The following is a 13,303-nucleotide window of genomic DNA, read 5'->3' as shown; positions in this document are numbered from 1 at the left end:
CGCCAGCAGCGCCGAATTCACCCTTCGATTCTGCGGATTGGGTCATCGTCACGGCCGAGAGTGCGGCAGAAGCCGATCACGACCACCCGTGTGGTGTCAATCTGCAGATTGACCGGATCTTCGCCGCTTTCGCTCAGATAGGTCCGGATAGTTTCCCGCTGCGCCTGCTCGTCCTGCGACAGGAAGTCCCCGCATCGCGTGTCACCGCCGCGGTTGCCGAGAATGCCCCCTGTACATGCAGGAACGAGTGCAACGAGGGCTAGCGCCGCACAGAGAGCGGAAGAGGCAATTCTTCGCGTCATTACGCGTCCTTTTCGTATGCGGAGACGGGGGCCGATAGGGCCGTCACAAGGGGCTGTACTGCGAGCGCTATCTGCCAGGGCCGCGCCTCGCCTTCCTTCAGTGCCTGCATGAGAGAGTCGCTGGTAGCGGGCTCGGGTGGGCTAGCACATAATCTCCGTACGAGGTCCGGTGCAAGCAGGTTCTCGACCGGAACTGAGACCTCGTCACTGACCACCGCGAGTTCCTTCCGCACCGCTGACAGCCGGTTCGCGGCGTCCGTACCCGGGCGGGGCCGCGCCGCGCCGCGGGCTGTGGAATCAGCGGGCGCTCGAAGCGGCGGCAACTGGGACCCGGGGAGCGTGCGTGCCCGCTCGACGGCGTCCAGCCAGACTCGGGCTCTGCGTCGCTGGCGTGGGCCACCGAACCCGGGAACCGTGCGGAGGTCCGCTGCGGTACGCGGACGCCGCGCTGCAGCGGCCACGATAGCTGAGTCAGGAAGTATCCGCTTTGGTGCGATGTCTTCTTGTTCGGCAACCATGTCGCGTGTGAACCACAGCTCGCGTGCCGTAGCGAGCCCACGCTTGTCACGGATGGTGTGGATGTTCGCGGTTCGCCGCCACCGTTCGGGTGACGGCGGAAGAGCCGGCCGGGTGCGCACGAATTCGAACTCTTCGGCAGCCCACTCGCGTTTACCCTGCTCGGCGAGTTCCTGATCGAGTGCTTCGCGTAGGTCCAGCAGAATTTCGACGTCGAGGGCGGCATAGTTGAGCCACGAGGAGGGAAGGGGCCGGGAGGACCAGTCGGCTGCCCCGTGCCCTTTCGCAAGTGTGAATCCGAGGAGACTTTCGGAAATCGCTGCAAGCCCGACGCGTTCAAGGCCGGCGAGTCGGCTGGCAAGCTCCGTGTCGAAGAGCGCGGTCGGAGTGAGCCCTAGTTCCGCGAGCCCTGGCAAATCTTGGTCCGCCGCGTGAAGTACCCATTCGAGGGGGTTGATGACTGTGGCGAGCGGCGCGAAGGAGCCTCGCAGTGGGATCGGGTCGATCAGAAATGTTCCGGACCCGGCGCGGCGCAATTGGATTAAGTAGGCCCGTGCGGAGTAACGATATGCCGATGCGCGTTCCGCGTCGAGCGCGAGTGGGCCTGTCCCAGCTTCGATTGCGCGAGCCGCCGCCGCAAGGTCGTTTGCCTGTTCGATGAGCGGCGGAAGGCCCTCGCGCGGCGCTAACAGCGGCACGGGTTCGCTACCGTCGCCGCCTGATCTGACCTCGCTCATAAAGCGCTAGCGTACGGGAGGAATAGGCTGCGAGCAGGCAGACTGGGCTACGAGGCTTGGCGTCACTGCGTCCGAAAGCGGCCGTTGATCGAGGTGATCCCGATGGGCGGCAAACCTGCCGCGTATTCGAGTACCTCGCAGAAAGCTTCAACCTGTGGCTTAAGGTCCAGGGTCTGTGGTGTCCACGAGGCGCGCATCTCCAGCTGGTGTGCTTTTGGCGGCCCTGCGATATCGCCATACCGAACTGACGTTGTGGCAGTGACAGTGCCCCCAAGCGCCGTGTACTCGTTTGTCCGGGCATCAAGTGCGTCCTTGAGCCAGCTCCATGCGACCTCGGGAAGCAGAGGATCCTCAGCCAGCGCGGCATCCACGTCAGCCTGGATGTAGGAGACCAGCCGGAAAATTCCGTTCCAGGCTTCGTCACCGTTGGGGTCGTACAACAGAATGAGACGCCCGAACGCGTCGCCCTCTGAGAACTCCCGCACGATGTCGCTGCCGGGGTGTTTGACTTCCGCTCCGACCGCGTAGCTGTAGGGCGCGAGTCGCTGTGGCGGCCGGATGGGGCCGACCACGATTTCTGGGCGGACTGCCGCACTCGACATTGATTCAACCGCGGTGCGGAACTGCTCCGGTTCGGAATGAGGGCTTGGCGTCGTCACAGGTTCGGACGGTAGTGTGGATCACACTGCGCTTAGAGGAGGCGCGCCGACCCACGCCTGAGTGGAGTGGATCTGTACTGAATTGAATTTTCTCTGCGTCCTTAGCGTTATCTGGTGGCACCTCACTCTGCCCCGCATGCGAAGATGGAGCCATCATGAGCGCCACTTCGCATAGCAGTCTCGCCTACCCCCACCGTCGAGTCCTGACCGACGCGCCTTTCCTTGCGGCCGCCGACGGACGCCAGCCCGCGCACCGTCCAGTGTGGTTTATGCGGCAAGCGGGCCGATCGCTCCCCGAGTACCGCGAACTCCGGGCGGGTATCGGAATGCTCGAATCGTGTTTCCGCCCAGAGCTGGTCTGTGAGATCACGATGCAGCCGGTACGCCGCCACAACGTCGATGCGGCGATCCTCTTCTCCGACATCGTCGTGCCGCTGAAGGCCGCCGGTGTTGACCTCGACATCGTCGCAGGACGGGGCCCCGTTGTCGCGGAACCCATACGTTCCAGTGCGGATGTCGCGCGGCTTCCGCGGTTGCAGCCAGATGAGGTTGCGGCGGTCGCCGAGGCGGTAACACTGCTCACAGGCGAATTGGGCTCGATCCCGCTGATCGGATTCGCGGGAGCGCCCTTCACTCTTGCCTCCTATCTGGTCGAAGGTGGGCCTAGCCGCCACCACGCTCAAACGAAAGCGCTGATGCACAGCGCGCCCGATGTGTGGCATCAGCTGCTGGGAAAGCTCACTGATATCGCAATCGTGTTCCTGAAGGCACAGGCACAGGCCGGGGTAGATGCGGTGCAGCTTTTCGACTCCTGGGCGGGAGCTCTGTCGCTCGCTGAATACCGCGAGTTCGTACTGCCGCACTCGATCCGCATCTTCGACGAGCTCGAGGAAGCCGGCGTTCCGCGGATCCATTTCGGTTTGGGCACTGGTGAACTGCTCGGCGCGATGGGCGAGGCGGGGGCCGACGTCGTCGGTGTCGATTTCCGCATCCCGCTGCACGAGGCTGCGCGCCGTGTCGGCAAGGGTAAGGCGCTGCAGGGCAACCTCGACCCCGCACTGCTCTTCGCGGGCTGGGACGCGATCGAGCGGGAAGTGCGGCGTATCGTTCGGGAAGCTGACGCCGCGGTGGGAATCGGAGCGCGCGGGCACATCTTCAACCTCGGTCATGGCGTGTTGCCGGAAACTGACCCGACGGTGCTCACTCGCGTTGTGGAGCTCGTTCACTCGCTGTGAGGCTCCCGTGAGTATTCGCGTGCGGCACGCAGTCGTGATCGGTGGTGGCATCGCTGGGCTCACCGCCGCCTACCGGCTGCGGCAGGCATTGGGACCAGAAGTCGACATCACCGTATGTGAGGCGTCAGCGAGCGTGGGGGGCAAGCTTCGAACGCTCACTATGGACAGCGGACCTGTCGATGTGGGGGCGGAAGCCTTCATTCGGCGGCGCCCCGAAGTCCTCAGCCTTGCCGGGGAACTCGGCCTGAGTGCCGAGCTGGTCACGCCGTCGAGCGTTCGTCCTGTCATTTGGGCGGACGGATCCGCGCATACTTTGCCACCAGGTGCGTTCATGGGGATACCAGCCTCCGAAGCCAGCATCAAGGGCCTGAAAGGCCTCGTCAGTCCGGCAGCTGAGCGTTACGCAGCGGGGGAAGCTGAGCGCCCCTTTACGTGGGAACCTGGTGCGGACCTGAGCCTCGCGGAGCTTGTTCGCGAGCGTTTCGGTGAGGAAGTCGTCCGCAAATCCATCGACCCGCTCATCGCTGGTGTGTATGCCGGTGACTCGAGCACGGTGGGGGTCCGCGCGGCGATCCCGGAACTAGCCCGGGCACTCGATTCAGGTGCGGCGACTCTGACAGCAGCCGTCCGCGGCGCGTTCACGCCCACGGCGGGGAGCGGGCCGGTTTTCGCGACCTTCCGAAACGGCTACCAGACGCTGCTGAACGCGCTGGCGCGAGCGGCTGGTGCCGAAGTTCGGCTTTCCGCTTCGGCGCGAGTCCTGAGCCGCGCGGGGCAACGCTGGAGGACAGACGTCGCGAGCGATGCGGATATCGTCATTCTGGCTTTGCCGGGGCACGCACTCGCAGGCCTCTTATCCGGTCATGCACCTGCCGCTGCGGCAGCTGCCGGTGAGATCAGACATGCGAGCAGCGCAGTCGTGACGTTCTCTTTTGGAGACGACTCGGTGCTGCCTGAATGGTCGGGGGTGCTCGTTGCGGCCGGTGAGAAGCTCGATGCTAAGGCTGTCACGCTGACAAGCCGCAAGTGGCCGCATCAGGGCGGTCGCGGGCTGTTGCGGGTGTCACTCGGGCGCTTTGGTGACGATCCGCCTGTCACGGCGTTCCCGGACGAGAGCCTGGTTCGGGTCGCTCGGGCGGATTTGCGAGTACTAACTGGAATCGATGTGGATCCGAGGGCAGCGACTGTGCAGCGCTGGCCCGATGGCCTCCCGCAGTACGAGCCAGGCCATCAGCGCCGCGTGAAGGCTATCGAAGAAGGCATTCTCCAGTTGCCCGGTATCGGGGTGGCGGGCGGCTACCTGCATGGCGTGGGTGTACCAGCGTGCATCGCCTCCGCGGACGCTGCCGTCACGAAAGCAATTGGCGACGTGGCAGGATAGGGGCCATGGCACGGCTTGATTACAAGGCACTCAACGATACGATCCGCTACCTCATGTTCTCGGTGTTCCAGGTTGAACCGGGAATTCTCGGTGACGAGCGGGACGCGGCGATCAAGGAGTTCGATGCGTTCGTCGCGTCGCTCGAAGAACGCGGCATCGTCGTGCGCGGCGTCTATGACGTTTCCGGACTGCGGGCAGACGCGGACTTCATGATCTGGACGCACGCCGAACAGGTCGAGGATCTTCAGGCCGCTTACCAAGATTTTCGGCGCACTACGACATTGGGGCGTGTGAGTGCGCCGGTGTGGAGTTCAGTGGCTTTGCACCGGCCCGCAGAATTCAACAAGAGCCACATCCCTGCGTTCCTCGCGGGGGAGGATCCGGGCGCATACATCTGCGTCTATCCCTTCGTTCGCTCGTATGAGTGGTATCTGCTCCCGGACGACGAGCGGCGCAAGATGCTCGCAGACCACGGCAAAGCTGCGCGCGGTTACCCTGACGTCCGTGCGAACACCGTCAGCTCGTTCGCGCTCGGAGACTATGAGTGGATTCTCGCCTTCGAAGCTCCGGAACTGCATCGCATTGTCGACCTGATGCGGGATCTCCGTGCGACGGAGGCGAGGCTCCACGTTCGCGAAGAGATTCCGTTCTTTACCGGTCCGCGCGTGGACGCCGCGAGCCTCATCCAAGCATTGCCTTGATCAGCTGTCTGCAGGAACCAGCCGCAGGCTGATCGAGTAGGCGCGATAACACTGGTCAACCAGGCCAGCTTATCCAATTCCCCACTGCCGCATAGTGGAAATAGTCAAACCTGGGACATGCCCGCGACACGCACGTGATGATCAACTTCCCTACAGGGAAGGAGCCATCATCGTGTCACTAATCCCAGGAGCACAATACGGACACGCCGTGTCGTATCTCGATGAGCATTGCAGGTGGATGAAACGCGCGGGCCGCGCGAAACACACCATCAAAGCGCGCCGCATGTACATGCACTACCTCAGCGAGCACCTCAAACGTGACCCCGTTGACGCCAGCACTGACGAACTCGAAGACTGGCAGGACACACTGAAACCGAGCAACATCCGGTACTCAACCAGCGTGATCAGGCCGTATTACAAGTGGATTCACCAGAAAGGGTATCGGGAGGACAACCCCGCTGCGCTGCTGGTGACACCGCAAGCGAATCGGGGTATCCCCCGACCGATACCGACACCGGAGTTACAGGCAGCGATCAGAACCGCGCCGGTGCGTGTCTTACCGTGGCTGCTGCTTGCGTGCTGGCCCGGTTTACGTGCCGTGGAGATCGCTAACCTTCGGCGGGAGGATTTCGTTCGGCACCACGGTCGCGTGTTCGTGCACCTGCGTATCACTAAGGGCGGTGATGAGCGGATGTTGCCGATTGCTCAGCAGATCTGGGAAGTGATTGAACCGTTAATGGCGGACAGCGGGCCGTGCTGGCAGCGGGAACGCGGCACCGGCCCGGTCACTGCGCAGCATGTGAGCCAGTTGTGTAACGACCATCTGCATAAGTCGGGGGCGTCGTCGACGTTGCATTCGTTGCGGCATTGGGCTGGCACTCGGGCTATGGAGATGTCTGGTGATTTACGTCTGGTGCAGGAGATGCTGGGGCATAGGACGCTTGAAATGACGTCGTTGTACACGCGGGTAGCGCCGCAACGTCTAGCGGACCTGGTTGATGGGTTACCGGAATTGACGGCTGTTTTGAGGGATGTCAGCGACGGACCCGGACTCTGCGCGGCGTAGCTGTGCCCCTAGTTCTGGGGCTACCAGGAACATTCAAGAACGGGTAAGGACTATCGTATGACTATTGAAACTGCCCCGATCCGTAAACAAGGCGCATGGGGCCTGTGGTGGCTGTGCATGATCACGTTCGGGATCTATTATCTCGTGTGGTTCGACCGGATCAACACCGAACTCGCCACTGTCACTGGTAGCGAGCGTGCAGCATGGACGCGCTGGTGGTCCCAGTTGATCCCGTTCTACGGACTCATCGCCCTATCGCGGACAGCGAAACGCTTGAATGCGGCGCACTCGCAGGCGGGGTCGAGTGTGCGTGTCTCACCAGTGATGACGTGGCTATGGTCCGGGCTGTGGTTCCTGTCCACCCCGAGGTATGTACAGCGCCGAATCAACACGCTTGCTGAGATCACGTCCGCGAGGAATGTGGAGGCTGCTACTCGTGCAGCGGCTTAAACCGCTCGCTGTAATCGTGTTTGCTCTCGCGGTCGCGGGGTGCGGCGGGAACAACGACGTTCGTGATCCCGCACCAACTACTACCGAGCCGACCGTGACAACGGTCGTTGAAACCACCGAACCAACAGAAACACCAGAACCTGAACCCGCTCCACCAGCCCCGCCCGCACCGGTCGCACCGGAAGCGGCACCTCCACCGGTGATCGTGGACTGTCAAACAGGTCTCGGACCGATCGTGACGTACTGGTCAGACGGCACCGTCACCGGCTACTCCGACTACTGCCAATCAGTACACGACGAAGTGCTACGCGGGGAACGAGAAGCGAACACTTTCGAGTGCGACGGTGCGGTGTGCAGGAACCCGTACACGGGAGTTGAGATCCCCAACGAGAATTACCAGTCGGGCCCGCCTGCGCCTGAAGTTCACGGTCCGTCTGGCCAGGTACGTATCTACTCACCCGACTCACCCGACGGGCTGAGCGAAAGCGAGATCGCTGAGGGCTGTGCTGAAGGCTACGTGCATCCACAGATCTGCCACTCACGCGGCTACTAGACCCTTGAGACGACGAATGCTGCCCCTCACCCGGTAAAAAGGTGAGGGGCAGTTGGTCGTTTCTCTCAATGCCGATCAGGACGAAGGAACTAGCCTGCAATACGTGTTGGTCGTGATACCGCGACGCGACGTTGTACCCGCCGAGTTGGACACCTGGAACCGGATGCCACCAGCCGGAACCACGAGCCCGGACGTGATGATCGAGATGTGGGAGCCGCTCTCGCTGTAGACCAGCTGGTTGTCGTCACTATCAATCAGTCGCACCCTGTATGTGCTGGCAACCGGGTTGTTGAGGTGAAGGTACAGGTCGAGGTCATAGGTGCCAGCGGGGAGCATCAGTGCGCCACTCGTGATGACCGTTTCAGGGAACCCTGCGGATGCCACCCAGTCTGTCAGTGTCGTCCAGTCTGGGGGTGACTGGCTAGGTGGGGTTTGATACGTAGCGAGGTCCATGCCCATGGCGACTGCTTGGCTTGACGTCCAGATCACTTGCCCGTTGTGGGCGATGCCCGCGACCTTTGCGCCGTTGAATGCGGCCCCCGCTAGTTTCTGCCCGTTGAACGCGATACCCATGCTCACTCCGTCCAGAACGCGAACACACCAGTACCAGCAGAGAGAGCCGCTGCCTCGTTCGCTACCAGCTGCATCTCATCCACATCACCGGAATCCACCTTGTCCGCAAGAGCGTTAGCGACCTGATTGAACTCGTACGCCACCGCCGTCGACACCGGTTTTTCCGCATCACTGGTGTTGTCAACATTGCTGAGACCGATCGAATCACGTGCGGTTTGCATGTCCGCCGCGGTAAGAACGTTCTTGCCCACGGTCGTCGCGTCATCAATTTGCGCGGCGACGTGCGTGTGATTACCAGGTGCAGCGTTGTTCGCGCCGGATCCAAGCTCAAGGCTTGACGTGCCCGCACCGATCGCCGACCGAGCCGCCGCACCATCAGCAGCCTCCATTAGGGATTGACCCGTTGGGGTCACACCCGTGATCTCACCCGGCCCGTGCGTGTGATCACCCGGAGCAGCGGTCGAACCACTCGACCCAAGCTGCAAGTTCGAGGTGCCCGCACCGATCACATCCCGGGCAGCCTGCTGGTTCGATGCCCGCAACACATCAATACCAACGGTGGTAGCGTCCCAAATGTCATCTGCACTGTGATCGTGATCGGCGTCCGCTTTGTCATCCCACCCCGTCACGGTGGGGTTGTTGGAGGTGCCGCCCAGCACGCCAGGCGCGTTACCCGGCAGCCGGACGATACCCGCTGTGGTGTCCGTTGCTGGCCCCACATTCGCGGCTTCCTGCGCGTCCTGCGCTGCTTGCTCCGCAGCTGCTTGCGCGGTTTCCGCACCAGTCCGAGCGGTTTCCGCTGCGTCCTTATGCTGGCCGGCCAAAGTCGCGGCGTCCTGCGCGTCGGTGACTGCGGTGCCGATACTCGCCGCGCTGTCCGCCGCGTCCGACGCTGACTGCGCCGCGTTCGTTTCACTGGTTGCGGCTGCGGTAGCGGAGTCCGCTGCGTTCGTTTCCGACTCACTCGCAGCGGTAGCGCTCGCGTCCGCGTTCGCTTCGCTCGCCGCTGCGGCCCCTGCGCTGTCCGACGCCAACGCTGCTGACGAACCTGCGGACGACGCATACCCCGACGCTTCCAAAGCCGACTGCGCCGCGTTCGTTTCCGACGTTGCCGCGTTACTCTCAGACTCCGACGCTGCTAGCGATGATGTGTTCGCGGCGTCCGCTGACCCTGCCGCTTCGGAGGCAGACTGTGAAGCAGCGGTAGCCGAACTCGCAGCTTGTGTCGCGGAATCCGCGGCGTCACTCGCGGACTGAGCCGCGTTCCCCTCACTCGCCGCCGCATTACTCTCAGACAAACCAGCGTTCGACTCCGACTGCGCCGCACCCGATGCTGCGGTTATCGCGGCCTGCTCACTCGCTGCAGTGTTCGTTTCCGACGATGCCGCCGCAGACGCGGACGAAGCTGCCGCATCACGTGCCGCCTCAGCCTCAGAAGCCGACGAAGCAGCCGCAGACGCCGACGAACCCGCAGCCGTAGCCGACGCTGCCGCGTTCCCCTCGCTCGCGGTAGCCGATGCCGCCGCGTCCTCCGCCGCGTCCCGCGCCTCAATCAAAGACTCGGTGAGATCCTCATACCCCGGCAGAGGCACAGTGTTCGTCGTCGCGTTCTCGTCATCGAACGTGAACACGAACGCACCATTCTTGATGGTCACGCTCGCGATCCCCCGACCAGGGGGACCGATCGCTGTGCCACCCGGCCCGGTCGTGCCGATCACACGGCCAACCTGCGTCAGATCCACCATCTCGTTCACCGGGGCGTTCACGAAGAACGGCAGCGGCGCCGGAACAGGCTCGTCATTCACCGTGATCGCGCGGAACCGGACCTGATACACCCACTCCTGACCCGGTGACCATTCACCCGGGGCAGGCACCCAAATGCCTTCTTCCCCCCGGTACCTAGCGACACCGTTCTCATCGAGGGACATGCGGAACTCACGCGCCAGGCTGATGGTTTCCCAACCGCCGGGCAGGTCCGCGCGGATCACTTCCCGCGCTTCATGCATCGGCACCATTTTCCCGCCCTGCGACACATGCGGGATCAGGCTTACCCAGCCCCGCCAATACGCCTTATCCGGCAGATCATCAGCGTCACCACCGTCAGGGTTCAGTTGCGCGCCCTGAAACACGAAATGCGTGAATACTTTCTCAGCAGGCACAATCGCTCCTTAGCTTGTGGTGGCGAGGTCGCGGGCAGCCCACGCACCGATATGAGTCGATGGAACATAGTTCGCGAACGCGGGATGCACTCCGGACACGTAGAAGCCGCAGAACCGGTTCTCTGGGCCCCTCGCGAAGTTCGGTTGCGGATCCGTCCAGTCAATCCTGAGTACGTTGTTCTGGTAGACGCGGTACCGGTTGCCCTCGACGCGGAACCGGATTTGCTGCCCCGTTTGCAACGACGTGGACGACGACGCAGTAGCGAGCGCGCTCGACGTGGTGTTGAAGCCTGTGATCCTTGCGAGCCCGAACCGGAAGCTCGCGTTCACGAACTGCACCGCCATGCCCTGCGTGAACTCCGAGTTCGAGCGAAGCACCAGCCACGATGGGACCTGTGTGAGCGCGTCACCCTGCACCCACGACCCGATCGTGCACTCAACTTCCATGTCGTCATAATTCAGCGGCTGAACCCACAGTGCGCCAGATGTTCCGTTACCCGATTCCCACTCACGGCGCACATTCTGATTGTGAATCTCAATCGGCCCGAACGTCGTCCAATTGATCCCCAGATCCTTGGAGTTCGAGCGGCTGAAGCTGTCCGCGTACGCCTGCGTAGAGAAATCAAGGATCTGCCCGGACTCACCCAAAGCGCACCACGGAAGCCACTGCACATCGTGAAACCCCAACTGGGAACGGCTGATGTTCTGGCCGGGAGACACGAACGCCACCGCTGAATGCCCGCGCGGATACACCGTGTGAGACACCTCGAACGACTCCATCTGAATCCCCGCCAACGGGCGCGTGTTCCCCGACCCGGACTGGTGGATACCGACCGCGAAGATCTCGTTTCTGTATGCCTCCAGCGCGACCGGCAACGGTAGCCGAAGGTCGGCTTGCCCTGGGGTCATCCACTGGTTCATGTTGGATTGGGTGAACAGATGCTCAAGGTCACCGTTCGGCAGCATCCGGTACAGGCTGATCGTCAAGTTCCGTACCGGCAACGGGGCTTTCCCGACCATCAAACCGACCGTGTCATAGATCCGGTCATGCGCGGCACGGATAAAAGCGAGATGGATCTCGTTGATGTTCGGCGTGTAGAACGGTGCCTGCGTCGATGAGATCGAATGATTGTGGTTACTTCCCGAGTTCGTGAAGCCCGTCGATGACGCGACGCTATGCACTCTGCGGTTCAGGAACAATCGCGGGAACGACACATCCTCCGACTCCACCAGTGATTGCCACAGAGGAGGCGCGGGGATCTGCGACCGGTCCGCCTTCCGCGCTAGATCCTCCGTGAACGTTTCACCGAACTTGCCTAGCTTAGAATCCAATTGGTCATCAACGTATTGACGCTGCGCGAAATTACCGAACCCTTCAAGCAGACGAGGGTCCATCAGCGTCCACCCCTGACTTCCCGCAACAACTGATTCAGTTCATCCTGTAATTGCGCCATCTGTTCCCGGATCTCCTGCACCCGCGACAACTTGTCAGAATCCGGGATCGACTGGGGGACTAGCTCCCCGAACCCATACATCAGGTCTCCCACAGGTGGATCGGTGCCGGGATGATCCGCACAACTAACTGCGCACGATCCGGGCGGACCTGCCATGACTGGTTTGGGCCTTCAATCTTCGCCGCCACGACATGGATCGTGGTTGACGGGCCGGACGTGTTCGGTGGGATCATCACACCGCTGTACCCCGACTGAGACGACAACGGATCGAGCGGGTCATCAAACGCTGTGCTAAACCGCACCGCTTGCCAGTTGTTGCCACGCACACCGCCGCCATACGCGACGAGTTTTTGTGCCGTGGTATCGCCACCGAGCCGGACTTCCACATCGATCCGTGTCGAGGAGCCTGACGAGATCTCCACCCAGCCGGTGGTGTCGATGAAGTAGTAAAACGGCAGCGAGGGGAGCTGCAGGGTCGCGACAGTGACGCGTGTGTTCGATTGGTTCGAGGGGATCGCTGCACCAGTGAACCCGCTCGGCGGGATCGTGATCGGACCGATCGGGATGGTCGGGATGATCGGCTTCAGCTTCTGCGCGTCCGCGTCCCACCCCAGCAGCGATCCTTCGTCCGGCGTGGTCGTGAACGATGATGCGTTGATGATCGTGGAGCCCTGCGGGCCTGGCGGTCCCGGCTCCACCGGAATACCGACATGAATCGCGTACGATCCGTCCTCACCAGTCACCGAACCGACAGGCTCAGCTTCCGCGTCCAGCATCTCAACGGTCACACCATCAATGACCGGCGGGTCACCCTTCGGCCCAGGGATCACAATGCTCGGGTAATAGTTCCAGGTAGTGCCCGTCCAATACGCGAGCTCGTAATCATCACCGTCTTTGACGAACCACGCTTTACCCCGATCCACGGGCGCGTTCGTCAGCCAGTCAGGAAGCGACGAACGCCCCGGAAGAATATCCGGTTCCAGCTTCCACGCCGGGGCAGGCTCACCCTGATCACCCTTATCGCCCTTATCCCCAGCAGGCAAACCAAGCGCCCCATCAGCCGGGGTGAGCACCATGAACGCCTGCTCAAGCGGCAACCCGTTCTCGGTGGGGATACGGCAAATCTTGATGCGAGGGTGAATCTCCTTCACCACATCGAAACCGAACACCTTGCCCAAATCCAGCGCACTAGTCATCGGGACCGTTCCCTCTCGTTCTGAACACGTATAAACGTCAAAAGCAGATTCAATTGCGTCAAAGCGACCACCAGATACACCGTTAAGCGAACCCAGTCACGAGCCGGGAACTCATCGAGGATCAGCACCGTCGCGCCGTAGCTGCTGAGCACCAGCAGCGAAAGTTTCGAATACAGCAGGGCTCTACCGGCGAGGGTGGCCCGCCAGTTCGAACGGAAGAAATACAGCGCCGCGAACAAACCAACCACCAGAACAAGGAAAGGCACCAGCAGTGTCGCCGCGGCACGCACACCCAGCATCCACGCCAGGCACAGCACCACG

The 13,303-nt window shown here is 62.3% G+C and carries 14 protein-coding genes; 6 read left to right on the top strand and 8 right to left on the bottom strand.

Features of this window, described 5'->3' with window-relative positions; genetic code table 11:
• Positions 1-17 precede the first annotated feature (17 nt).
• The 3 genes from FHU29_RS14150 to FHU29_RS14140 all read right to left on the bottom strand — a co-directional run bounded on the left by FHU29_RS14150 (position 18) and on the right by FHU29_RS14140 (position 2,214).
• Positions 18-302, bottom strand: coding sequence for a hypothetical protein (locus FHU29_RS14150; RefSeq protein ID WP_083962320.1), 285 nt, complete (start codon positions 300-302; stop codon positions 18-20).
• Positions 302-1,555, bottom strand: a complete 1,254-nt coding sequence (locus FHU29_RS14145) for an HRDC domain-containing protein (protein WP_064440383.1) — start codon at positions 1,553-1,555, stop codon at positions 302-304. The genes FHU29_RS14150 and FHU29_RS14145 overlap by 1 nt, the downstream gene beginning before the upstream one ends.
• 62 nt (positions 1,556-1,617) lie before the next feature.
• The gene (locus FHU29_RS14140; RefSeq protein WP_074390859.1) at positions 1,618-2,214 is read right to left on the bottom strand and encodes a DUF3000 domain-containing protein; all 597 of its coding nucleotides are present in this window, start codon (positions 2,212-2,214) and stop codon (positions 1,618-1,620) included.
• A gap of 155 nt (positions 2,215-2,369) precedes the next feature.
• On the opposite strand from FHU29_RS14140, the gene hemE reads away from it, so the two are divergent.
• From hemE to FHU29_RS14110, 6 genes are all read left to right on the top strand, one after another.
• A complete protein-coding gene (gene hemE / locus FHU29_RS14135; protein ID WP_064440381.1) occupies positions 2,370-3,449 on the top strand; it encodes a uroporphyrinogen decarboxylase in 1,080 nt (359 codons plus the stop codon).
• A 7-nt stretch (positions 3,450-3,456) separates the two neighbouring features.
• Positions 3,457-4,830: a protoporphyrinogen oxidase gene (gene hemG / locus FHU29_RS14130; protein ID WP_064440380.1), complete on the top strand. Its 1,374-nt coding sequence runs from the start codon at positions 3,457-3,459 to the stop codon at positions 4,828-4,830.
• Between the two features lie 5 nt (positions 4,831-4,835).
• Positions 4,836-5,531 carry a hydrogen peroxide-dependent heme synthase gene (hemQ, locus tag FHU29_RS14125; RefSeq protein WP_064440379.1) on the top strand — a complete coding sequence of 232 codons (696 nt, stop codon included), beginning with the start codon at positions 4,836-4,838 and terminating at the stop codon, positions 5,529-5,531.
• 172 nt (positions 5,532-5,703) lie between these two features.
• Positions 5,704-6,597 (top strand): tyrosine-type recombinase/integrase, encoded by an 894-nt coding sequence (locus FHU29_RS14120; RefSeq protein ID WP_232322963.1) that lies wholly within the window; start codon positions 5,704-5,706, stop codon positions 6,595-6,597.
• 57 nt (positions 6,598-6,654) lie between these two features.
• Complete coding sequence (locus FHU29_RS14115; RefSeq protein ID WP_064440377.1) at positions 6,655-7,047, top strand: DUF4234 domain-containing protein; 393 nt, start codon at positions 6,655-6,657, stop codon at positions 7,045-7,047.
• Positions 7,034-7,600 (top strand): hypothetical protein, encoded by a 567-nt coding sequence (locus FHU29_RS14110; protein ID WP_183377578.1) that lies wholly within the window; start codon positions 7,034-7,036, stop codon positions 7,598-7,600. Before FHU29_RS14115 ends, FHU29_RS14110 begins: the two co-directional genes overlap by 14 nt.
• Positions 7,601-7,675: 75 nt before the next feature.
• Here FHU29_RS14110 and FHU29_RS14105 read toward each other — a convergent pair whose 3' ends face one another.
• The 5 genes from FHU29_RS14105 to FHU29_RS14085 all read right to left on the bottom strand — a co-directional run.
• Positions 7,676-8,173 (bottom strand): hypothetical protein, encoded by a 498-nt coding sequence (locus tag FHU29_RS14105; protein ID WP_183377519.1) that lies wholly within the window; start codon positions 8,171-8,173, stop codon positions 7,676-7,678.
• Between the two features lie 2 nt (positions 8,174-8,175).
• On the bottom strand, positions 8,176-10,332 hold the full coding sequence (locus FHU29_RS14100) for a hypothetical protein (RefSeq protein ID WP_064442680.1): 2,157 nt from the start codon (positions 10,330-10,332) through the stop codon (positions 8,176-8,178).
• A gap of 9 nt (positions 10,333-10,341) precedes the next feature.
• Positions 10,342-11,727, bottom strand: a complete 1,386-nt coding sequence (locus FHU29_RS14095; RefSeq protein ID WP_064442679.1) for a hypothetical protein — start codon at positions 11,725-11,727, stop codon at positions 10,342-10,344.
• 139 nt (positions 11,728-11,866) lie between these two features.
• Positions 11,867-12,982, bottom strand: coding sequence for a hypothetical protein (locus FHU29_RS14090; RefSeq protein WP_064442678.1), 1,116 nt, complete (start codon positions 12,980-12,982; stop codon positions 11,867-11,869).
• Positions 12,979-13,303 (bottom strand): putative phage holin (locus FHU29_RS14085; protein WP_221195061.1); only part of this gene is annotated, 325 nt, incomplete at its 5' end. The genes FHU29_RS14085 and FHU29_RS14090, both read right to left, overlap by 4 nt.

Origin of the sequence: Hoyosella altamirensis (assembly GCF_014191505.1) — a bacterium.
GTDB classification, from domain to species: Bacteria; Actinomycetota; Actinomycetes; order Mycobacteriales; family Mycobacteriaceae; genus Hoyosella; species Hoyosella altamirensis.
The sequence above is the reverse complement of the archived record's forward strand: the minus strand, read 5'-3'. Positions and strand labels throughout refer to the sequence as shown.

What these genes read in the sequence shown, in the direction of transcription:
- FHU29_RS14115 (WP_064440377.1), top strand. Translation starts at nt 6,655, where the DNA reads ATGACTATTGAAACTGCCCCGATCCGTAAACAAGGCGCATGGGGCCTG.
- FHU29_RS14095 (WP_064442679.1), bottom strand. Translation starts at nt 11,727, where the DNA reads ATGGACCCTCGTCTGCTTGAAGGGTTCGGTAATTTCGCGCAGCGTCAA.
- FHU29_RS14105 (WP_183377519.1), bottom strand. Translation starts at nt 8,173, where the DNA reads ATGGGTATCGCGTTCAACGGGCAGAAACTAGCGGGGGCCGCATTCAAC.
- FHU29_RS14145 (WP_064440383.1), bottom strand. Translation starts at nt 1,555, where the DNA reads ATGAGCGAGGTCAGATCAGGCGGCGACGGTAGCGAACCCGTGCCGCTG.
- hemQ (WP_064440379.1), top strand. Translation starts at nt 4,836, where the DNA reads ATGGCACGGCTTGATTACAAGGCACTCAACGATACGATCCGCTACCTC.
- hemE (WP_064440381.1), top strand. Translation starts at nt 2,370, where the DNA reads ATGAGCGCCACTTCGCATAGCAGTCTCGCCTACCCCCACCGTCGAGTC.
- FHU29_RS14150 (WP_083962320.1), bottom strand. Translation starts at nt 302, where the DNA reads ATGACGCGAAGAATTGCCTCTTCCGCTCTCTGTGCGGCGCTAGCCCTC.
- FHU29_RS14090 (WP_064442678.1), bottom strand. Translation starts at nt 12,982, where the DNA reads ATGACTAGTGCGCTGGATTTGGGCAAGGTGTTCGGTTTCGATGTGGTG.